Origin of the sequence: Dyella choica (assembly GCF_003977665.1) — a bacterium.
Lineage (GTDB): Bacteria > Pseudomonadota > Gammaproteobacteria > Xanthomonadales > Rhodanobacteraceae > Dyella_B > Dyella_B choica.
Genome location: NZ_RYYV01000003.1, coordinates 40,710 through 60,728, shown reverse-complemented (window position 1 = coordinate 60,728; position 20,019 = coordinate 40,710). Strand labels below are relative to the sequence as shown.

The 20,019-nt window shown below is 60.8% G+C and carries 15 protein-coding genes; 6 read left to right on the top strand and 9 right to left on the bottom strand.

What is annotated here, in order from left to right; genetic code table 11:
• Positions 1-105: 105 nt before the first annotated feature.
• Together EKH80_RS04745 and EKH80_RS04740 are read left to right on the top strand one after the other, a co-directional pair.
• Positions 106-3,270, top strand: coding sequence for a LodA/GoxA family CTQ-dependent oxidase (locus EKH80_RS04745; RefSeq protein WP_230473425.1), 3,165 nt, complete (start codon positions 106-108; stop codon positions 3,268-3,270).
• Between the two features lie 4 nt (positions 3,271-3,274).
• On the top strand, positions 3,275-4,405 hold the full coding sequence (locus EKH80_RS04740; RefSeq protein WP_126683595.1) for an NAD(P)/FAD-dependent oxidoreductase: 1,131 nt from the start codon (positions 3,275-3,277) through the stop codon (positions 4,403-4,405).
• Between the two features lie 318 nt (positions 4,406-4,723).
• Here the strand turns inward: EKH80_RS04740 and EKH80_RS04735 are convergent, their stop codons facing one another.
• The 7 genes from EKH80_RS04735 to EKH80_RS04705 form a co-directional block, all read right to left on the bottom strand.
• Positions 4,724-4,957, bottom strand: coding sequence for a formate dehydrogenase subunit delta (locus tag EKH80_RS04735; protein ID WP_126683594.1), 234 nt, complete (start codon positions 4,955-4,957; stop codon positions 4,724-4,726).
• Positions 4,954-5,805 carry a formate dehydrogenase accessory sulfurtransferase FdhD gene (gene fdhD / locus EKH80_RS04730; RefSeq protein WP_126683593.1) on the bottom strand — a complete coding sequence of 284 codons (852 nt, stop codon included), beginning with the start codon at positions 5,803-5,805 and terminating at the stop codon, positions 4,954-4,956. The genes EKH80_RS04735 and fdhD overlap by 4 nt, the downstream gene beginning before the upstream one ends.
• Entirely contained in the window at positions 5,786-8,665 is a 2,880-nt protein-coding gene (fdhF, locus tag EKH80_RS04725) for a formate dehydrogenase subunit alpha (RefSeq protein WP_196240340.1), read from the bottom strand. The genes fdhD and fdhF overlap by 20 nt, the downstream gene beginning before the upstream one ends.
• 73 nt (positions 8,666-8,738) lie before the next feature.
• Complete coding sequence (locus EKH80_RS04720; RefSeq protein WP_126683591.1) at positions 8,739-10,286, bottom strand: formate dehydrogenase beta subunit; 1,548 nt, start codon at positions 10,284-10,286, stop codon at positions 8,739-8,741.
• The gene (locus EKH80_RS04715; protein WP_126683590.1) at positions 10,283-10,783 is read right to left on the bottom strand and encodes a formate dehydrogenase subunit gamma; all 501 of its coding nucleotides are present in this window, start codon (positions 10,781-10,783) and stop codon (positions 10,283-10,285) included. The genes EKH80_RS04720 and EKH80_RS04715 overlap by 4 nt, the downstream gene beginning before the upstream one ends.
• A 12-nt stretch (positions 10,784-10,795) precedes the next feature.
• On the bottom strand, positions 10,796-11,110 hold the full coding sequence (locus EKH80_RS04710; RefSeq protein ID WP_126683589.1) for an MFS transporter small subunit: 315 nt from the start codon (positions 11,108-11,110) through the stop codon (positions 10,796-10,798).
• Between the two features lie 346 nt (positions 11,111-11,456).
• A complete protein-coding gene (locus EKH80_RS04705) occupies positions 11,457-12,152 on the bottom strand; it encodes an alpha/beta hydrolase (RefSeq protein ID WP_268991828.1) in 696 nt (231 codons plus the stop codon).
• A gap of 712 nt (positions 12,153-12,864) precedes the next feature.
• Between EKH80_RS04705 and EKH80_RS04700 the strand changes: the two genes are divergently transcribed.
• The gene (locus EKH80_RS04700) at positions 12,865-15,153 is read left to right on the top strand and encodes a hypothetical protein (protein WP_126683587.1); all 2,289 of its coding nucleotides are present in this window, start codon (positions 12,865-12,867) and stop codon (positions 15,151-15,153) included.
• 163 nt (positions 15,154-15,316) lie between these two features.
• Here the strand turns inward: EKH80_RS04700 and EKH80_RS04695 are convergent, their stop codons facing one another.
• Both EKH80_RS04695 and phbB read right to left on the bottom strand, forming a co-directional pair.
• Positions 15,317-15,577 (bottom strand): hypothetical protein, encoded by a 261-nt coding sequence (locus tag EKH80_RS04695; RefSeq protein WP_126683586.1) that lies wholly within the window; start codon positions 15,575-15,577, stop codon positions 15,317-15,319.
• 28 nt (positions 15,578-15,605) lie between these two features.
• A complete protein-coding gene (gene phbB, locus EKH80_RS04690) occupies positions 15,606-16,355 on the bottom strand; it encodes an acetoacetyl-CoA reductase (RefSeq protein ID WP_126683585.1) in 750 nt (249 codons plus the stop codon).
• A 376-nt stretch (positions 16,356-16,731) separates the two neighbouring features.
• Between phbB and EKH80_RS04685 the strand changes: the two genes are divergently transcribed.
• From EKH80_RS04685 to EKH80_RS04675, 3 genes are all read left to right on the top strand, one after another.
• Positions 16,732-17,223 (top strand): Ig-like domain-containing protein, encoded by a 492-nt coding sequence (locus EKH80_RS04685; RefSeq protein ID WP_329955470.1) that lies wholly within the window; start codon positions 16,732-16,734, stop codon positions 17,221-17,223.
• Between the two features lie 440 nt (positions 17,224-17,663).
• Entirely contained in the window at positions 17,664-19,013 is a 1,350-nt protein-coding gene (locus tag EKH80_RS04680; RefSeq protein ID WP_126683583.1) for a hypothetical protein, read from the top strand.
• Positions 19,010-19,804 carry an alpha/beta hydrolase family protein gene (locus EKH80_RS04675; RefSeq protein ID WP_230473424.1) on the top strand — a complete coding sequence of 265 codons (795 nt, stop codon included), beginning with the start codon at positions 19,010-19,012 and terminating at the stop codon, positions 19,802-19,804. Before EKH80_RS04680 ends, EKH80_RS04675 begins: the two co-directional genes overlap by 4 nt.
• Positions 19,805-20,019: the final 215 nt, after the last annotated feature.

The window sequence follows — 20,019 nt, the reverse complement described above, 5'->3', positions numbered from 1 at the left end:
GCCAGTGGGGTTCCAGATTCTTCCAGCGCTTCATCAGGGGCCTGATTCGCCCTGTGCGAACAGGCACGACTACACATCGGATGCAGTAGTAAGGAGGAGCCGCGCATGTCTGGTAACAACAAATCATCTACCCGCAACCAGCGTGGTTGCACGCCAACACCGATCACGCTTCCGCCTACACTTCCCGCCTTCCCTTGCTGCTGCGACAGTGACCCGGTCGAGGGGCTGAAGCAGCTGTTCGTCGATTACTTTCAAGGCCGGGGCATGGCGGCGGGCCGTGATCCGGCCACGCGCCCGGTCTTTCTTCGCCTGCATGGCGCAGCGCACGGGCGCTTTATCGTCTCGAAGAACCTGCCGGACGAGCTGAAACTTGGCTTGTTCGCCGAGCCTCGCGAATACGAGGCATGGGTGCGCTTCTCGGCAGACGTGCAACCGGGCGTTCCTGATCTGAGGGGTACCACCGGCATCGGCATCAAGCTGTTCGGCGTGCAAGGACCCAAATTGCTCGAACCCGATCAAGATGCGCTGACCCACGATTTCATTTTGCAGAATCACGACGTGTTCTTTGTCGACACGGCCAAGGACATGTGCGAATTCACCTGCCATTCGCTGCATGGGAAGATCGAGGAATACCTGCAGGCGCATCCCGTGACCGAGCAGATCCTCGACGACATGGAAAAAGTGGTCGATTCCGTGTTGACCACGCCGTACTGGAGTGTGCTGCCGTCGAGCTTCGGCAATAAGCGCTTCGTCAAATACAAGCTGGAGCCGGTGGAAGAGCCGCCCGCCGACGAGCCGCCGGACTACGATGATCCGTTCTACCTGCGTGCCGACCTGCATGCACGCATGCGCAAGGGCCGCGCGCGCTTCCGCTTCATGCTGCAGTTCCAGACCAATGATCGCGACATGCCGCTGGATGCGGCCACCGTGCGCTGGAGCGAGCAGCTCAGTCCGCCGATCGAGGTTGGCATACTTGAATTGCCGCAACAGGATCTTGCTGCGCGCGGTCAATCGACCTACGGCGAAAACCTCGCCTACAACACCTGGCACGCCCTCAAGGAACATGCGCCCGTCGGCAGCATCGCAGAAGCCCGCAAGGTGGTGTACCGAGCTTCCGCGAACAATCGCCGCAACGTCAACGGCCTGCCGCTGGCCGAACCGGTCGAGGCACGGCCCGCGCAGTATGCCCCGGGCGTCGACTATCCAGCCGCGGCGGATGAGCGCATCGTACGGGCGGCCATCCATCCGGCCATCGGTATCGCACGCGTAGGCAACAGCGAACACGACTATTACATCGGTCCGGAGCTCAGCGATCCTCCGGCCATGCCGCCGGGCTTTTACCGCGATGCGACTGGCGCACTCAAGCGTGAAGCGGCGCAATTCAGGATCTACGGCTACAACGCGGCAGGCCAGGTCGTGAGAGAACTGACTGCGGATTGGGCCAAGCTGACATGGGGTGTGCATCTGGCAAACCGCAAGGCCCAGTGGTATCAGTGGCAGCTTGCCATGGACATTCCCGAAGCGGCCGACACCGTACTCCCTCTGCGCAACGCGAAGGTTTCCGCGCGGGAAACGCTGGCCATCGATGCAGGTATGCAGCACATCAGCGGGCTGAACGCGCCACCGGTAATCTGCGCCGGCCAGTTCACCGGCCTACCAGTGAAGATCGGCGAACTGCTGACCGACGCTGCCGGCAGGTTGCTGGTACTAGGCGGGCACGGCGTATCGGCCTCTCCCACCGGCACGCCGATTTACGACCCGGCCGATACGGATTCCTTCATCAACGCCGATGGCTGGTACGACGATACCTGTGATGGCATCGTGACCGCGAACGTGAACATCGAAGGCCGCGAGATTCCGGTCGAGTCGGCCTGGGTCGTCACGGCGCCACCGAACTACGGCCCGCAAGTGAAGTCGGTGCGCACGATGTATGACCTGCTCTACGATGTTTACGTCCAGGCAGGCTGGCTGCAGCCGCCGCAGCTCATTTCGTTCACCTACGACGTCTATCCGATCCTGTCCCGGCTGACCGACTTGCAATGGACCAATAAAGGTTTTGCCACCTCCTTCGGTCATGACGGCAGCTTCGATTTTGCCAACCCGGAACTGATCAGAAAGCTCTCCACGCCACCTGCCAGCGTCGATTACGATCCGCATGCCGAATTACGCCGACAGGTGTTCAACAGCTTCCGTCCACCGAATCCGCCCGATGGCAACCAACTGCCTTGGCCATGGCTGTACGGTGACGCGATGAAGGTACCGGCTAGCGAAAGTCCGCGCCAGAACGCATCCGTCAGCGCAACGCAATACGAGATACTCGGACGCTGGGCGCAGGGCGATTTCGTCGCCGACTGGGATCCAAGCCGGAACAAGCCGAGCAGCTTGAGCGAGATTCCACTTGCCGAACAACCAGCGATGCTCGATCGTGCAGCGCTGGATTTCTGCCTGGCCGACGCTTTCCATCCTGGCTGCGAAATGACCTGGCCGATGCGGCACCTGTCGCTCTACGACAAGCCCTTCCGCATCCGTGTCCGTCCCGCTGGCGTGCCCGAACCGGATTACGGACCTACGCTGGACCAGGCAACAGCCCTGTCTCTCCAAGGGCCACTGCACGCGCAAGGCCCTGGCGACATCAGCCGCTGGATGGGGTTGCCGTGGCAAGCCGATACGGCTTATTGCCGCTCGGGCTATGACACTTCCTACGACCCCTTCGTGCCGACCTTCTGGCCCGCACGCGTACCCAATCACGTGCTGAGCGAAGCCGACTACGCCATCGTCATAGATCGCAATCAGGGACTCCCCCGTCGCATGGAAGCTTTCAATCGCCGCACGAACTGGAACCAGCCGCTGAGTGGAAGCGTGGCCGCGCAGATGGAGCAGATGGTACGCATCTTCGGCTCCATGGGCCTGTTGGAGTCGCGTTATGACCCTGACGTCGAACCGATGTTTCCTGCCACGATGCAGGTGGCCACCTACGGTCCGGACGTGCCGCCCAGTGCAAGGATGCGCACGGCCAGCACAGAGCAAGTGCTGCCTGAGGCAGCCAACTTCGCCTCCCATGAGGAAGCCCAGACGGCACCACTGCCAGTGTGGCACGGCAAGCTCCCCATGGGCAAAGCCAGAGCGGGCACGCCACAGAACGTAACTGCCGGCAAATTGCCGGAGGCTCATCCCAAAGCACGAATGCTGTCCGGAACGGCTAACTTTGCATCCGACGAAGAAGCACAGGCAGCGCCATTGCCGGTAAGGCACGGCAAACCCCGCCACTGAGTCGATGGGGTCACAACGCTACGACGTAGCGATCGCCGGCGGCGGCCCAGCAGGGGCCGCCGCCGCGATCATGCTTGCCCGCAGCGGCCTGCGCGTGGTGGTCGCCGATGCGCGTCGCAAGCGGGAAACATCCCGGGGTCACGGCTTTCAGGTCGGCGAAGGTCTGCCGCCTTCGGCGCGCCATTTACTGCGGGCGCTCAACGTGCACGATCAAGTGCTGCACGACGGGCATCGCGCAAGCCCTGGCACCATCGCCTTCTGGGGCAACCCAGTAGCGCATTGCAACGATTTCATCCATCAACTGCATGGCCCCGGCCTGCAACTGGATCGCATGCGATTCGACATGTCGCTGCGCGAAGCCGCCCGCAGCGCAGGAGCAACGCTGTTCGAATCCACCCGCGTGCAAGTCGATGATGCGACGAGCCGGCACACTTCCCATGCCCCGTACTCGCTGCAGCTGTGCACTAACGGCAGCCGTACACGCAGCATTGAAGCCGACTGGGTGCTAGACGCGAGCGGACGCGCTGCCTCCCTCGCACGTGCGCTCGGATCATCGCGCGTCCGCCACGACTGCTTGATCGCCCTGTATCAGCGCCTGCGCAGCAACCAGCATTCCGACCAGGATGGCCGCACCTGGATCGAGGCCGTCGAGGACGGCTGGTGGTACAGCGTGCTGCTGCCTTCGGGCGAACGATTGATCGCCTTCCTCTGCGACGCCGATGGCGGACCAGATCCATCTCTAAAGGAGCCTACCTCATTTTGGAACAGCCTCAAGCGCGCATCCAATCTCCATGCGTTGTGCGTGCAACATCAATATGTCCCGGTCGGCCGACCGAGGGGGGCGGATGCAAGCAGCAGCAGCCTCGATGTCGCGGCCGGTCCGGGCTGGCTGGCTGTCGGCGACGCGGCACTCGCCTTCGACCCACTGTCGTCCAAAGGCATTTCCAACGCGCTCTACACGGGCCTGCAGGCGGCACATACCATCATTGCGGCAAACCTCGGCGACCGCGGCGCGGTCGAGCGCTATGCCGCGCACTTGCACGGCATCCATGAGGCGTATCGCCTGCACCTGTCGCAGTTCTATGCCATGGAAACGCGCTGGCCCCAGGCAACGTTCTGGCGGCGGCGACGCTGATCGCTGCATCGAAATTCCGCCGAAAGCCCGTTGCTTTCTGGCGAAGATTGAGCGTTTGATCGCGCGACCTCACGGTGCCTCGTCGTCATTCCGGCGCAGGCCGGAATCCAGTTCAAATACATCGTGCGAAGCACTCAACATCAAGATGTTGTGTCCTTTGGACGCGTATTTAAACTGGATTCCGGCCTGCGCCGGAATGACGATGAGGTACTACAAGGCCCCGTGATCAAGTGTCGAAATTCTCCGGGCCGCAGCGGGCCTGCGCCGGAATGACGACAGGTACGGACATGCATCGCAGCAAGCCATGAAAGCTGTGCTTCAAGCCCGCAACTTGCTGTCGATCTCCATCAGCCGCTCAACTCCTTTCTTCGCCAGCGGCTCCATTCCTTCCCCGCCTGTCGCAAGATGCGCCACGATCTGCTTGCGCATTCCAGGTTCCCAGAACCGCTTCAGGTGATCGGCAATACCGATCGCCCCCGCTACCGGATCCGGCTCGGCCGCGAAGTAGCGGCTGATGTCATTGGCCATCGCCACCAGGCGTTCGATATTCATGAAGTAGTTCCTGCAGCGTGCAGCAAGCGCTGCGGATGAGTGTAGACGACGAAACTGCCCGGCCGCGCAAAGCCGACCAAGGTCACCTGCGTACTTTCGGCCAAATGGATGGCCAGCGCGGTAGGGGCGGAAATCGCAGCCATCAGGCTGATGCCGGCGCTGGCGGCCTTGGTCACCATTTCGTAGCTGGCGCGGCTGGTGACGAGCAGAAAACCCTGCTGCGGATCGACGCGTGCTTTCACCATCGCGCCAATCAGCTTATCAAGCGCATTATGCCGGCCGACGTCTTCGCGTACCGTCACGATCCTGCCGTCGACATCGATCCAAGCCGCGGCATGCACGGCCCCGGTGGCACGGTTCACGGGCTGTGCGGCCCGCAGCGCCTCAAGCGCGCGTTCCAGCGCAGCGGCTTGAATGCGTATTCCATCGCCTACGGGGGCGGGATGACGCACCGCGTCCTCCAGCATGCGCGCGCCGCAAAGGCCACAACCACTTCGCCCAGGCAGCAGGCGCTCACCGCTGCCGCCGGCGCGTTGTTCGAGACTGGCAGAAGCCACCCCCATCGCCAGTTCGATACCTTCCAGGCGATAACGCACTTCGATCGAATGCAGGTCTTCGGGCTTGGCCACCAGGCCTTCGCTGAGCGAGAAGCCCAACGCGAAATCCTCCAGGTCCAGAGGCGTCACCATCATCACGGCGAAGGGGGTTTCGTTGTACAGCATCGCCACCGGCACTTCTTCGGTAATGGCGTCGCTCACCTGCTCATGCCTGCCCTGGCGATAACGATCCACCTGGCGAATCGCGTAGCCGCGGTTGGCGTGCGCTGGATCAGGGCGTTTCGGCTGCATCCAGCAACGCCTGCTGAGCTTGGGAAAAAGCCTGGTAACGCTTCTGCCATTGCGAAGGTTGGTTGACGCGCGTCACCTGTACGGCCGTCACCTTGTATTCGGGGCAATTGGTGGCCCAGTCCGAGTTCTCGGTGGTGATGACATTGGCACCGGAGCCGGGGAAATGGAACGTGGTGTAAACCACGCCCGGTTGCATGCGCTCGGAAATGCTCGCGCGCAGAACGGTCTGCCCCGCGCGGCTCTCAATGCCTACCCAGTCGCCTTCACTGATGCCTCGCTCCTCCGCGTCGTGCGGATGGATTTCCAGGCGATCCTCGTCGTGCCACATCACATTGGCGGTACGGCGCGTCTGTGCACCCACGTTGTACTGGCTCAGGATGCGGCCGGTGGTGAGGATCAGAGGATAGGCCGAATTGACCTTCTCCGAGGTGGGCACGTATTCGGTGAGCATGAATCGGCCCTTGCCGCGCACGAATTCATCCACATGCATCACCGGCGTGCCTGCCGGATGCTCTTCATTGCAAGGCCACTGGATCGAGCCGAGGCGATCGATCTTGTCAAAGCTGACACCGCGGAAAGTGGGTGTGAGCCGGGCGATCTCGTCCATGATTTCGGACGGATGCCGGTAGTTCATGGGGTAGCCCATGGCGTTGGCCAGCCGTTGCGTTACTTCCCAATCCGCATGGCCGCTCCTGGGCTCCATGACCTTGCGCACACGGGAGACACGTCGCTCGGCATTGGTGAAGGTCCCGTCCTTTTCAAGGAAGGAGCAGCCAGGCAGGAACACGTGCGCGTATTTCGCGGTTTCGTTGAGGAAAAGGTCCTGCACCACCACGCATTCCATCGCCTCGAGCGCCGCCGTGACGTGCTGGGTGTTCGGGTCGGATTGGGCGATGTCCTCGCCTTCGATGTACAGGCCCTTGAACTGGCCGTCGATGGCGGCTTCGAACATGTTGGGAATGCGCAGGCCCGGCTCATCGTGCAGAGGCACTCCCCAGGCTTGCTCGAACGATGCGCGCACCGTGGCGTCACTCACGTGGCGATAGCCGGGAAACTCGTGCGGGAACGAGCCCATGTCGCACGAGCCTTGCACGTTGTTCTGCCCGCGCAGCGGATTCACGCCCACGCCTTCGCGGCCGATATTGCCGGTGGCCATGGCGAGGTTGGCAATCGCCATCACGGCGGTGGAGCCTTGCGAATGCTCAGTGACACCCAGGCCGTAGTAGATGGCCGCGTTGCCGCCGGTCGCGTACAAGCGGGCCGCGCCGCGGATCATGGCGGCGGGCACGCCGGTTTCCTCCTCCATCGCTTCGGGGCTGTGCTTTTCCTGCGCCACGAAAGCGCGCCACTTCTCGAAGGCAGGCTGCTCGCACCGCGAGGCCACGAAAGCTTCGTTCACCCATCCCTCGGTGACGATCACGTGCGCCAGCGCGTCGAGCACCGCCACATTGGTGCCAGGCCGGAGTTTGAGGTGATAGTCCGCCTTGACATGCGGCGTGCGCACCAGGTCGATGCGGCGTGGATCGACCACGATCAGCTTTGCGCCCGCGCGCAGGCGCCGCTTCATCTGCGAACCGAACACCGGGTGGGCGTCGGTGGGATTGGCGCCGATCACCAGCATGACATCGGTGTATTCGACGGAATCGAAATCCTGCGTGCCGGCCGATTCGCCCAGGGTGGCCTTCAAGCCGTAACCCGTGGGCGAGTGACAGACGCGTGCGCAGGTATCCACGTTGTTGTTGCCGAAGCCGGCGCGCACCAGCTTCTGCACCAGATAGGTTTCTTCGTTGGTGCAGCGGGAAGAAGTAATACCACCGACGGAGAACTTGCCGTACTGCTGCTGCAGCCGCTTGAACTCGCTGGCGACGTGCGCAATGGCCTCATCCCAGCTCGCGATCCGCCAGGGATCGGTGATCTTCTGGCGTATCATCGGCGTGTGAATGCGATCCGGATGCGTGGCGTAGCCGATGGCGAAACGCCCTTTCACGCAGGAATGGCCGTGATTGGCCTGCCCATCCTTGTTCGGCACCATGCGCACGATTTCTTCGCCCTGCATTTCGGCACGGAAGCTGCAGCCTACGCCGCAATAGGCGCAGGTGGTGACCACGCTGTGCTCGGCCTGACCGCGCTCGATCAGCGATTTCTCCGATAGCGTTGCAGTGGGACAAGCCTGCACGCAGGCGCCGCAGGATACGCACTCGGAGTCGAGGAACGGGTTGTCCTGGCTAGCGGCAACCTTTGAGTCAAAACCGCGGCCCTGGATGGTCAGCGCGAACGTGCCCTGCACTTCGTCGCAAGCGCGCACGCAGCGCGAGCAGACGATGCACTTGGAGGGATCGAAGGTGAAGTACGGATTGGATTCGTCCTTGGCCGAAAAATGCGGGTTGTCGGTGCCCGTCCTGGTTTTGGCGAGCACGTGGTTTGCGCCATCGTAGCCATAGCGCACCTCGCGCAGGCCTACCACGCCCGCCATGTCCTGCAGTTCGCAATGACCGTTGGCCGGACAGGTCAGGCAATCCAGCGGATGATCGGAGATATACAGCTCCATCACGCCACGGCGGATCTCGGCCAGCTTTGGCGTTTGCGTGCTGACTTTCATCCCTTCTGCGACCGACGTGGTGCAGGAAGCCGGATAACCCTTGCGCCCTTCGATCTCGACCAGGCACAGGCGGCAGGAGCCGAAGGCATCCAGCATGTCGGTGGCGCATAGCTTGGGGATATTGACGCCGGCCTGCGACGCGGCGCGCATCACGGATGTGCCTTCCGGCACGCGGATACTGCGGCCATCGATTTCCAGCGTGACCTGCCTGTCCGATAGGACCGCGGGCGTACCGCGGTCGATTTCGACGATGGACAGCATGATGAACTACCTCCTCAAACTTTCGTGCTCCCTCCCCCGCTTGACGGGGGAGGAACAGAGCTCATGGCGCAGCCTATTGCTTTGCACCTTCAAAATCCTCATGAAAATGATCCAGCGCGCTCAACACCGGAAACGGCGCCATGCCGCCCAGCGCACACAGCGAACCTGCAACCATCGTCTGGCACAGATCGCGCAGCAACACCTCGTTGCGGGCCTTCTCGGCCGCATCGCCGGCGACCATACGATCGATCACTTCCACGCCGCGCGTGGAACCAATGCGGCAAGGCGTGCACTTGCCGCACGACTCGATCGCACAGAACTCCATCGCAAAACGCGCCTGCGCAGCCATGTCGACCGTGTCGTCGAACACCACCACGCCGCCATGCCCCAGCATGCCGCCGATGGCGGCGAAGGCTTCATAGTCGATCGGCGTATCGAGCTGCGATGCGGGAATGTAGGCGCCCAGCGGACCACCCACCTGCACCGCGCGCACCGGCCGCCCGCTGGCAGTACCGCCGCCGTATGTCTCGATCAGCTCGCGCAGCGTTAGACCAAACGCCCGCTCCACCAGTCCGGGCCGTTTGACGTTGCCGGCCAGCTGCAGCGGCAGTGTTCCGCGCGATTTGCCCACGCCGTAATCCCGATAGTATGCCGCGCCACGATCCAGGATGATCGGCACCGTCGCCAGCGTGACCACGTTGTTGATCACCGTGGGCTTGCCAAACAAGCCCTGTATGGCCGGCAGCGGCGGTTTGAAGCGCACCTGCCCACGCTTGCCCTCCAGGCTTTCCAGCAGCGAGGTCTCCTCGCCGCAGATATAGGCGCCGGCCGCCATGCGCACTTCCAGATGGAAGGCCCTGCCGCTACCGCAGAGATTGTCGCCCAGGTAGCCGCGCGCCTTGGCCGCTTCGATCGCCGCCTCCAGCGCACGCTGCGCATGCGGGTATTCGATGCGCAAATAAATGTAGCCGCGCGTTGCGCCGACCGCCAGGCCTGCAATGGCCATGCCTTCGATCAGCACGAAGGGATCGCCTTCCATGATCATGCGATCGGAAAAGGTGCCCGAATCGCCTTCGTCCGCATTGCAGACGATGTATTTCTGATTCGCCGTGGCCTCCAGGCAGGTTTTCCACTTGATGCCGGCTGGAAACGCCGCGCCACCGCGGCCACGCAGTCCGGATTCGGTCACCGCCTGCACGATCGTCGCCGGCTCCATCTTCAATGCCCCAGCCAGCCCGCGAAAACCGGCATGCGCCAGATAGTCATCCAGGCTGCGTGGATCGACGACACCCGCACGCGCGAACGTCAGCCGTTGCTGGCTTTTCAGCCACGCAATCTCCTCTGCTAGACCCAGCTTGAGCACATCATCGCCGCCATGCAGGAACCCGGCGTCGAACAAACCCGGCACGTCGGCAGGCTGCACAGGGCCGTAAGCCACGCGTCCTTCCGGCGTTTCCACTTCAACCAGGGGTTCCAGCCAGTACAGACCACGCGAACCGTTGCGCACCGTATGCACATCGACGTGGCGCGAAACCGCCTCGGCTTCAATAGCCTTGGCGACTGCGTCCGCACCCAGCGACAAGGCGCTGGCATCGCGAGGCACGTAAACGGTGATGCTCATGGCGCCTCCGACAGCAGCCACGCATCGAAGCTCTCCGGCGTCACGCGGCCTTTCAACTCATCATCCACCAGCATGGCCGGCGAGCAGGCGCAATTGCCGAGGCAATAGACCGGTTCCAACGTCCAAGCGCCGTCGGTGGTGGTCTGGTGGAAATCCACGCCCAACCGCTGCTTGATGTGCAGTTCCAGTTTTGCCGCACCCATCGCCTGGCAGGACTCCGCGCGGCACAGGTAGATGGTGCGCTTGCCGGTCGGATGCATGCGAAAGTAGTGATAGAACGTCACCACGCCATGCACATCCGCGCGCGACAGATTCATCTCTTTTGCGATCAGTGCAATAGCGGCCTCGGGCACGTACCCCAAGGCTGCCTGCACGCCATGCAGAACAGGCAGCAATGCGCCAGGCTGATCCTTCAGCCGGCCAGCCACGTCGAGCACGGCGCCACGGATCTTATCGTCGATCGGCGGCAGTGGCGCGACGCTTTTCGCGGATTTCATAAGGGTTATTCCTCAAAACAACGCAGCAGCCTTACTCAGCGCAATCCACACGCCGATCAGGAACGGAATGCCGACCAGGGCCCACGCGGCCACGCCCACGATGTCGAAGCTGCCGCGCGCCGCCTGATCGGCGTTGGCCACGACATGAGGCGCCTCAAGCTGCAGCGAACGCTCGCGCGCGAGTCCCTCTTCGGTCATAGGGTGCTCTTCCTTGATCGGCCTGACCATTAAATTGGCGATAAGGCCAATCAGCAGGGTGCGTTCCCTGGCCAACCAATCCGACGCCACTCCCCTCGACGTCGTTACAGCAGTAGATGCCACCGTCATGCTCGTCTCCCATCGTCAGCTCGGCCACAAGAGCGGCACCCAGAAACCGCTGCGACTCTAGCAGAATGCTGAGAAAGGGCCTTCCTGCCCTTTCTCAACGCGCCAAGTCCGGCACAGGTCCGTACTTGGCTACACTTAAATCAAGCCCTTACAGCGCTTGATTCGCGGCGGGCCATCCATGGCCCGCGCTATCAGGCTGTTTCTCAACAGCCTGATAGCTCAAATACATCAGGAGAACGACTACAAACGTGAAAGTCGCAGAAAGTTGCTGCTTCGCAACATGTTTTTTGCATTCATCACGCGATTTTAGGCATTCCATGGCGCTTTGCTAATGCTTGCGACGTGCTCATCCACCGCGCAGATGAGCAGCAAAAAATTGCAGCACTTTCCTTTGATAGGCGTCACCTGCATAGCGGCATAAATCGACATGCTCGGCACTACGCACGATCCACAATTCCTTCGGTGCTCGCGCCGCCTGAACCATCGCGTAGGATTCGGCAAGCGTCGTGTGGCGGTCGCGATCGCCGACGATAAGTAGTTTGGGGCTGAGCAGACTGCCTATATGGTCGATCGGACGCAACTGCTCAGGATAAATATCCAGGTGGCCGTGCAGCGTTGCGAGCAGGACGGGCGCCAGCCACCGCCCCACCGTCCCCAACCGGATCGCCAGGCGATCCTCCAGCGCCTGCCGAATCGTCGGATACACCTGCTCCAGGACGATGGCGTCGGCTTGTGCATCAGGCCCGGCAAGAATCGTCGCAGCGCCGCCCATTGAAGTACCGATCACGCCTATGCGTTCGCCCGGCAGCTGATGACGCAAGTAGCGCAATGCTGCCTTGACGTCATCCGCTTCGCGATAACCGAAGGTAATAGCATCGCCCGGGCTTTGACCCGACGCCTGAAAGTCGATCAGCAGGACGGCATAACCTGCCGTGTGCAGAAACCTGGCGCGATCGACCATGCTCAACCGGTTGGCGCGTACGCCGTGCAAGAGCAACACGGCGCCCTGGTGTTCGACGCCAGGCACGAACCAGCCACCCATGGGATGGCCCGATGCGTCGAAAATCATCACAGACCGTGCAGGCAAGTCCGAAGGCGGTGCACCCACATCGCGCATGACCGGATGGACCAGTGCCCAACCCAAGATCCAAATGGCGAGAAAGAACAGGATGGGAAGCGACAGCAGCCATGGCAACCACGCTAATCGGCGACGGGCACGCATAATGGAGATTCCCTGCACGGCTGCCGCGCGACGCGGCCAAGCGAAATCATGCGCTGACGGGCGGCAGTTCAAATGGCCTGCCGAGGAACTCAAATGCCAATGCTGAGGCAGGAACGGGGCACAAGGACTGCGCCGCTGATCAGCATGCGCAAAGACGCAGCCCGACTACTCTGGTCGACACCTGTCGGCGAGTCGGCCCAAGCTGCCTTCAATCTGCCACTTTTGCATTTCAAGCTTCCATCCGCTGATCACAAGATGGAATGGCCAACAGGGGGACGCAATACGAATCAGGCATGGATTGAATCGACGACGCAGGGCACGCACGAGAGCGAACCGGCCTGAGCCACGATCTGCATGGTGACGACATCCCTGACCTTGTCGCTTGGGAAAGCAAAGGTCTTCCCGACCGAATAACAATCGATGGACCAATAACCTCCGAAGACCGTTGGTATCGTCTGGTGTTGATCCATATCAGCGGGGTTTGAAAGGTAATCGCAAGCGATGCCGTCAAATACGGTATGGCTCTTGCCTGGTGCGTGAAATTGGATCAGAGCATCGCTGGGCACATTCTCGCCACGCAACCTGCGTCATTCATCAGGCTGGTCTTGCTAACGGGCACATAAGCCATGGAACATATCCAATGCTTGCTTTGAGATCGCATGACCTGGGCAAGACTATCGAAAAAAAGGGGACCTTCTTGAAACTTACGCAACGATTGCCCTGGCCCTTTGCGCTGGCGGCACGCATAGTCTGCTACTCCATTGCGCTGGCGATCATCTTTTACCAGTTGCACGGCTACGCATCCTTCCAGCTTATGCAGCATACGAACGAGTGCCGCATGCACTCGTATTCAGGATCCCCGCTGACTGAGGTGAAAGGCTTTGATGCGTGCCTCGCCGAAAAAAGCGGTTTGCTTGACCGCTTCCTTCTCACACGCTTCCATAAGGCCGTGGCCGCGCTGCCCAATGCCCCCAGCCGTTTCGTCGGAAGCTGGACGTCGACGCAACCCCATTGCACTTATCGGTTTACGCTTGCGCAGACAGGCGAATTCGAGGCCGATCCAATTGCCTGCAACATCAGCTCGCAACACTACTCAGGCCTTTGGGGCGTCGACGCAGACAAGATGATTTGGATTGCCGGAGTGAACGGCCGCCTCGACTTGACGCCGGACGTCAATCCCATCGAGTCGGCTACGGACAACTCCTTTATCCTGGTTGAACAGGACGGCAGTCGCACGAAATTCGTGAGGGATGCTTCAGAGCCTTCTGCCGTGGGCAAAGATGCTTCGAATGCGGCGCCCGGCAAAAACATGCGCCTGGACGTTTGGAAGCTGCGCGAGGAGGTTGCTGCGCTGGAGGCAATCGAAGCAACCGACAATACGGATCCATGCTATCCGGAGACAGATGATTCGGCGCAAGGTCCCACGCCCAAGGAAACCGAGGAATATGAAAAGAAGGCAGCGGCTTGCGTAGAAAAGACGCAGAATTCGTATGCCGCCTACAGAAAAGCCTGGGAAGCATTCAACGCAAAATGGCTCCCTCTGTTTCGCGAAGCCATACAGCACGGCGATCAAGTCGCCGAAGTCATCATGCGGCAATGCGAAACAACCTCGGTACTCGATCGCCATGCATTCGAAACCACCTGCGACGAAGACTCCGCACGACGCAGCCTGGCTCGCAAAAGATTGGTTGAAATCGGCTTTCTGCCGGCATTGGACCTAAGCGACGAGCTCAATCCGGGAGGGCTGGTTCCAGCCGATTCGCCTCGGCAACGAGAGTTGAACCAGCTTGCGGTCATGAAAAAATTTCGCGGCGGGGCGCTCGGCTTCAATCACATGCTGGTCGATTTTACGGGCAATGCCGGGACCGACGGCGAACTGGCATTGGCTCGGCGTTGGGCGCTCATGGAAGCAATTTCCCAGGATGCACCGCGCGCCTTTACGTTCATTGCCGGGTACACCGACACTTGGAATACCGATGCATTCGCCACGCTCCGGCTCAACCGCAAGCCCACGACACCTGGGTATATGACGTGGGGACCGGCCATGTATTACGGAGGCGGCAAAGCTCCTTATACCGGCCCCCGCTATTGGCGCCTCTCGCCAGAAGAGTTTTACTCCTCCCACGACGTTGGGAGCAAAGTAGCGGTTGCCGGACGTGGCGTAGTGGACTTCGAGCAAAGCCGTACGCAACTGCTCGCTGAAATCGAATCGTACATCCATCGCTACCTGACCCAGGACCCACGTTGGGGCGTGTTCCTGATCCGTCGCATCGGCTTTCATGAGTGGGTACCCGAGGGCATGGCAAGCCAGACCGGACAGCTCGATCCGAGCTGGGAAGGCAACTGGATCCTGGAAAAGGAGGGGGCTGACTGGGCCAGGCCCCTGTCACCGGCCAGCGGTCACGCTCAAATACGGCGCCAAGGCGATCGGACCCTTATCAGCATGGCCACGGACCACCATGAGGAACCCTTGCAGGACGTGGAAGATTGCGAACTGCGCTACAGCGGCGGCTCCACCTATCTGCCCAAGGTGGAAGCCCAGGGACAAGACCTTGGCGAAACATTGCTTGGTGACTTCTATGCCAATGGTCCAACCCGGGCAGGCAGCTTCCTTGCGGTGGGCGCCAACCGGGAAGCCGTGGCCCCTTTCGATCCGCAAATGCGTTACCGGCAAGTACTCATGCAGTGCGGCAAGGCGGAAGCACCTGACGCCACGCGCGTTCGCTTTCTGCTGCTGGCGGGCGACACGCTGGTTGAATTCGCCGCGGCCCGACCCTTCGATGGAACGCTCGCAGTGCGCCACTACCGCAGAGAACACTGAATCGACCGGCCTTTCCTAGACACCTAGAAGCCATTAGGGCAACAAGAGAGGTGTACACGCGCTGTAGGCTGGGATGCTAATCCCAGCTTTCTATACGACATCCCGATGCTGGGATTGCCATCCCAGCCTACGCGCTCTGCCTCCAAGGTACGGCATCGGCTAGTCACTCAGGCGGGTCATCATGGTGGCGAAAGCATTCGTATCCCGGCTTTTTCTCAACGGCATTGCTGGGACTAGATCCCGGCCCACGCCCTGGCGCCGGTGGCAGCTCGCACGGAAAGATCATGGCGCGCACCACGGTTTCCGACCACACGCCACAAATATGGAACACTGCATTGGCCCACCAGCCTAGCGGCAACGTCATCGGCCCATAAGGTACGAACGGTCCGAATGGCGTGCCGTAACGATGGGTCGATCTATGCATGATCTTGCTCCAAGGGCGGCCGCGAGCTTCAGTACATATGCTGACCACCGTTCATCGCCACGTTGCTACCGGTCATGAAGGCGGCGGCGTCACTGCAGATAAATCCAACCAGTGCGGCGATTTCCTCGGGCTGGCCGAGCCGCCCTACGGGAATCTGCGGAATGATCTTCGACTCCAGCACTTCCTTGGGCACCGACGACACCATCTGGGTGGCGGTATAGCCGGGCGACACGGTATTGACCGTGACACCGTAGCGGGCGACTTCCAGTGCGAGTGATTTGGTAAAACCGTGCACCCCTGCCTTGGCTACGGCGTAATTGCATTGACCGAACTGCCCCTTGCTGCCGTTGACCGAACTGATATTGACGATACGTCCCCAATGTCGGTCCACCATGCCGTCACAGAACTGCTTGGTGACATTGAACATGGAATCCAAATCCGTGTGCATGACCGTTTTCCAATCGTCGCGGCTCATTTTCTGAAAGCGGACGTCGCGGGTAATGCCTGCGTTGTTGATCAGTATGTCGACGTTGTGGCCATCTGTAGCGACTGCTTCGCCCATCTGCTCGCACGACATGTAGTCGGCCACGTCCACCGGATAGGCCGTGTAGCTGTAGCCCTTGTCCGCCTGCTGTTCCAGCCACTTGCCGACACGATCATTGCCGGGGGAATGGGTAACCAGGACCGTATGGCCGGCGTCATGGAGCACCTTGGCGATTGCCTCGCCAATCCCTCCCATGCCTCCGGTCACCAGCGCCACATGTCTAACAGTGTCCATGCTTGGCCCCGATCGGGTACTGAATGCTCAGAGAGCTACGTTGCAACATGATCTGCTCCAGCAGCGCGCCTACAGCGCGACGATGTCCCTTCGTTTCATAGCTAGCGGCCAGTCAGCTGGCCGCACTCACTCAACTATTGTCGCGGTAGAACCGGCGAAAATAATGTGAATGCAGCGAAGCGGACAGGCATTTCGTGTGACCAATTGGTTACAAGAAATTCAAGCACTGGCGACGCGCAGGCATTAGCCGCCAGAAAGAACAGATCGGCAAATCCATCCCGATCTACCTGGTGCCGGACGAGCAGGCCCGCTGTGGTGACGGCGATGATCACGATGATCAAAGTGATGGCGATGGCGATGACGGCTTTTCGCTACGATTCTCGGCCAGCCGCAGCACGACAAACGGGTGCAAGACCTCGACCGCCGGTGGCCTTACACAGCGGATGCGGGCTTCATCGGTACGGACACCTTCACCTATGCCTTGAGCACCGGCGAGCTGGATTCCAAACCCGCCACCGTCACTATCACCGCGCTGCCACCGGAGCGCCTGTCTGTCGCGAACGATGTCACCGTCAGGGCGCCACCTGAAATGCCGTCGCCCGTTGATCTCCTCACCAACGCCAGCGATCCAGATGGACAGACCCTCGCTGCGCATATCGTGGATGATCCCAGCCACGGTTGCCTGCTGCGCAAAGACGATGGCAGCTATACCTGCGTGCCGCAGAATGAGTGGTTCGGGGATGACAGCTTCAGCTATTACGTTGAAGACAGCGAAGCGGCCCAACTACCCCAAACATGGCTTGCCAGCTCGGCGGCCACGCACCACCCCCAATCCGCCATCTTGATGGCGCAAACAGCTATGCGTTGATTGCAAGCTAGAATGGCCGACAAGAGGGGATTGGAAAGTCGAACAGGGGCTCAATCGAAGACCGGCCCGGACGCACATGGCCGAGTTCAGCGCTGCATTGGATCCATGCAACCTGCGCACGCCTGCACGGAGTGATCCAGATTGCCAGGGCAGCGACTCCCGCGATCCAGATCGCCTGGCGAAGTACTCCCGAGCATGTGCCGCACCCTTGGACATTACCAGCGCGTTGGCATGCGGTGACTAGCAAGGAAGGCGGTCTCGTAGTGGATACTGTGCAAGTCACACATAAGCCGGGTTGGCGCCTGATGTTCGCAAGCACCAGGGTCCCCAGTGATGGGACGGATTCCAATAAGCCCTGGACCGCAACATGCACTATTCGGTTATACAAGCGCCAAGACCAGGACTGCTAGTTAACGCAATGGAACCAAACAGGGGATAATATGGAAATCACTGCTCAAGCGCTTTGCTATTTGGCGGCCTGGGATGCTGGACTGCCCCTCTCGGGCGGAATCATCCATGAAGAACGGCTGCGCGCATGCCAGCTGGACTATTCGTGGGACAGCCTCAATCGTATCGATGCCTTTCTCGATGCACTGCGACCCGAGCTGGGCATGGATTATCGCCGCTTTCTCGACACGCAGAAAAATTACAATCTTCTGTATTTCCTAGCGTTCTATGTGGGCGAGGTACGAGCCCGCACCGCCAGAGCACCGATGCGCTGGGCGACTTGGGATGAGCTTCTGAAAGAACTCCCGGATTGCCATGTCTTTGGCGAAGGCTTTCACAGCAGCGCAGTGCAAATGTCCCCGGGCGTGTTTCTGCCGTTGGCGTCCATCGTCAGCCGGTTGTTCGACGAGGAGCAAACCAAGAGCGTGCATTTAAGCGCAGGCATCGGCATGGAGAAATTTCCCATGCCGCCAGGCAGCCAGTGCTTGCCGCCCGTATCGGCACAGACGCTAGTGCCCAATTTCCCCAAGGCATTTGGCCAACTTTCGCTGATGGAGCGCACGTCCTACCAGGAAAGGGCCTGGCCCGCATGGATTGCGCAAGACCCGCTGGACCGGCTGCGTGGCAACATGCCGCTGCTGATGCAGAAAGGGCGCGTTGTTTGGGGGCACGTCGTACAGGCCAACAACGGATTGTTCGAAGGCAAAGTAGGCGGGGCGCCGCTGGAGGTTCTATACGACCCTCGCGGCCTGTTGCCGAATGAAACCTTACGCGAGATGGCGCGGATGCTCTTTGGGCTCAAAGGCCAGCCAAGCGATGATCCAGTTTTGCAACGTTACGCCGACCACTTGCAAAAGGAGGTATCGCGCCTGTTCGACTGGCGCTTGCCATCGAGCGCCTTCCCCTACCCGCTGCATGCCTCGACCAGCTATATCAGCAGGGATTGGCTGCCAGGCGGTCGCCTGGTGAACCCGCTGATTCCCCTGGTAGTCAGCGAGCACTGCCCGGGAAGCGTCGTCATCGCTCCCTCCGGCTTGTGGCCGGTCGAATACAAGGACGCCTGGATGAGATCCATAAGCGCATCCTCGCCTGCGCCGATGCCTGCTCCCAGTCCCGCTGCTGCCAGCGCGGTTCGAGCTGCACGGCCGGCAGCGACAGCCAGAAAGCAACAGCCAGAAAGCAACAGAAAAGCGCTACTAAAACGCGCTCCGCCATGGTGCTCTACGCATTTGCCGGGCTATGTGCCGTCAGCCTGCTTCGTCATGGAATCCACTTCACTCCATCCCATCAAGACCTTGCGGAGGCGCGCAATGGCTACACAACGCAAATCTCCTATGACGTGAACTCCCAGGCGATGCTGACGCCACCGGAGTCGGTGTTCCGGGAGGTCTCGTATTCATCTCCCGCCGGTTCACTGGGCGCCTATCTCACCCCCGATCCAGCGGATGGAGCCAAGCACCCTGCCATCATCTGGCTCACCGGTGGCGACGGCAATTCCGTGGGCAATGTGTGGCGCCCGGGCACTGATGACGATGAAGAAACCGCCAGCGCGTACAGAGACGTAGGCATCGTCATGATGTTTCCCTCCCTGCGCGGCGGCAACACCAATCCCGGCCGACACGAGGGCTTCTACGGCGAGGTTGACGACGTGCTTGCCGCGTTCGACTACCTCTCCAGGCAACCTTATGTCGATCCCACGCGCATCTATCTGGGTGGCCACAGCACCGGTGGCACCTTGGCATTGCTGACCGCCGAGGTAAGAAACCCGTTTCGCGCCGTGTTCGCCTTCGGGCCGGTTTCGGACGTTAGAAGTTATTCGGAGGATGTATTCCCGGTGAACCTCAGCCGGTACGGCGAGAAAGAGGCCGAACTACGCTCCCCCGGTACCTGGCTGGCATCCATCAAGGGCAAGGTCTACATTATCGAAGGCGCCGCGCAACCGAGCAACGCGACGTCATTCGAAACCATGGAGAAGCGACTCGGCAGCCTTGGTCCCAGGGTGCCCGCACAAGGCTCACTGGAGATGATCCTGGTTCCGATGAAGAATCATTTTTCCGTTCTGGCACCCGAGAACAAGCAGATTGCCGCGAGCATTTTGCGGGACACCGCTACCAATTCCGCGTTTGAGCTTTAGAGCTGCCGCCAATGCAAGTGAAGGAGAGTGCGGCTCGATCACGAGCCGCTCGACCTGCGCACCGCACGATTTCCGTGGTTTCCCCTTTTTCATCGCGGTCATTCCCGCGAAAGCGGGAATCCATGTTGCTCTCGCGCAGAGCCATCATGGATTCCCGCTTTCGCGGGAATGACGGCCAGGGCGTTACGGGCTGCGCTCATGGATGAGCTCGGACG

What these genes read in the sequence shown, in the direction of transcription:
- EKH80_RS04695 (WP_126683586.1), bottom strand. Translation starts at nt 15,577, where the DNA reads ATGCATAGATCGACCCATCGTTACGGCACGCCATTCGGACCGTTCGTA.
- EKH80_RS04720 (WP_126683591.1), bottom strand. Translation starts at nt 10,286, where the DNA reads ATGAGCATCACCGTTTACGTGCCTCGCGATGCCAGCGCCTTGTCGCTG.
- EKH80_RS04740 (WP_126683595.1), top strand. Translation starts at nt 3,275, where the DNA reads ATGGGGTCACAACGCTACGACGTAGCGATCGCCGGCGGCGGCCCAGCA.
- phbB (WP_126683585.1), bottom strand. Translation starts at nt 16,355, where the DNA reads ATGGACACTGTTAGACATGTGGCGCTGGTGACCGGAGGCATGGGAGGG.
- EKH80_RS04715 (WP_126683590.1), bottom strand. Translation starts at nt 10,783, where the DNA reads ATGAAATCCGCGAAAAGCGTCGCGCCACTGCCGCCGATCGACGATAAG.
- EKH80_RS04735 (WP_126683594.1), bottom strand. Translation starts at nt 4,957, where the DNA reads ATGAATATCGAACGCCTGGTGGCGATGGCCAATGACATCAGCCGCTAC.
- EKH80_RS04680 (WP_126683583.1), top strand. Translation starts at nt 17,664, where the DNA reads ATGGAAATCACTGCTCAAGCGCTTTGCTATTTGGCGGCCTGGGATGCT.
- EKH80_RS04705 (WP_268991828.1), bottom strand. Translation starts at nt 12,152, where the DNA reads ATGGGTGGCTGGTTCGTGCCTGGCGTCGAACACCAGGGCGCCGTGTTG.
- EKH80_RS04710 (WP_126683589.1), bottom strand. Translation starts at nt 11,110, where the DNA reads ATGACGGTGGCATCTACTGCTGTAACGACGTCGAGGGGAGTGGCGTCG.
- EKH80_RS04745 (WP_230473425.1), top strand. Translation starts at nt 106, where the DNA reads ATGTCTGGTAACAACAAATCATCTACCCGCAACCAGCGTGGTTGCACG.
- fdhF (WP_196240340.1), bottom strand. Translation starts at nt 8,665, where the DNA reads ATGCTGTCCATCGTCGAAATCGACCGCGGTACGCCCGCGGTCCTATCG.
- fdhD (WP_126683593.1), bottom strand. Translation starts at nt 5,805, where the DNA reads ATGCAGCCGAAACGCCCTGATCCAGCGCACGCCAACCGCGGCTACGCG.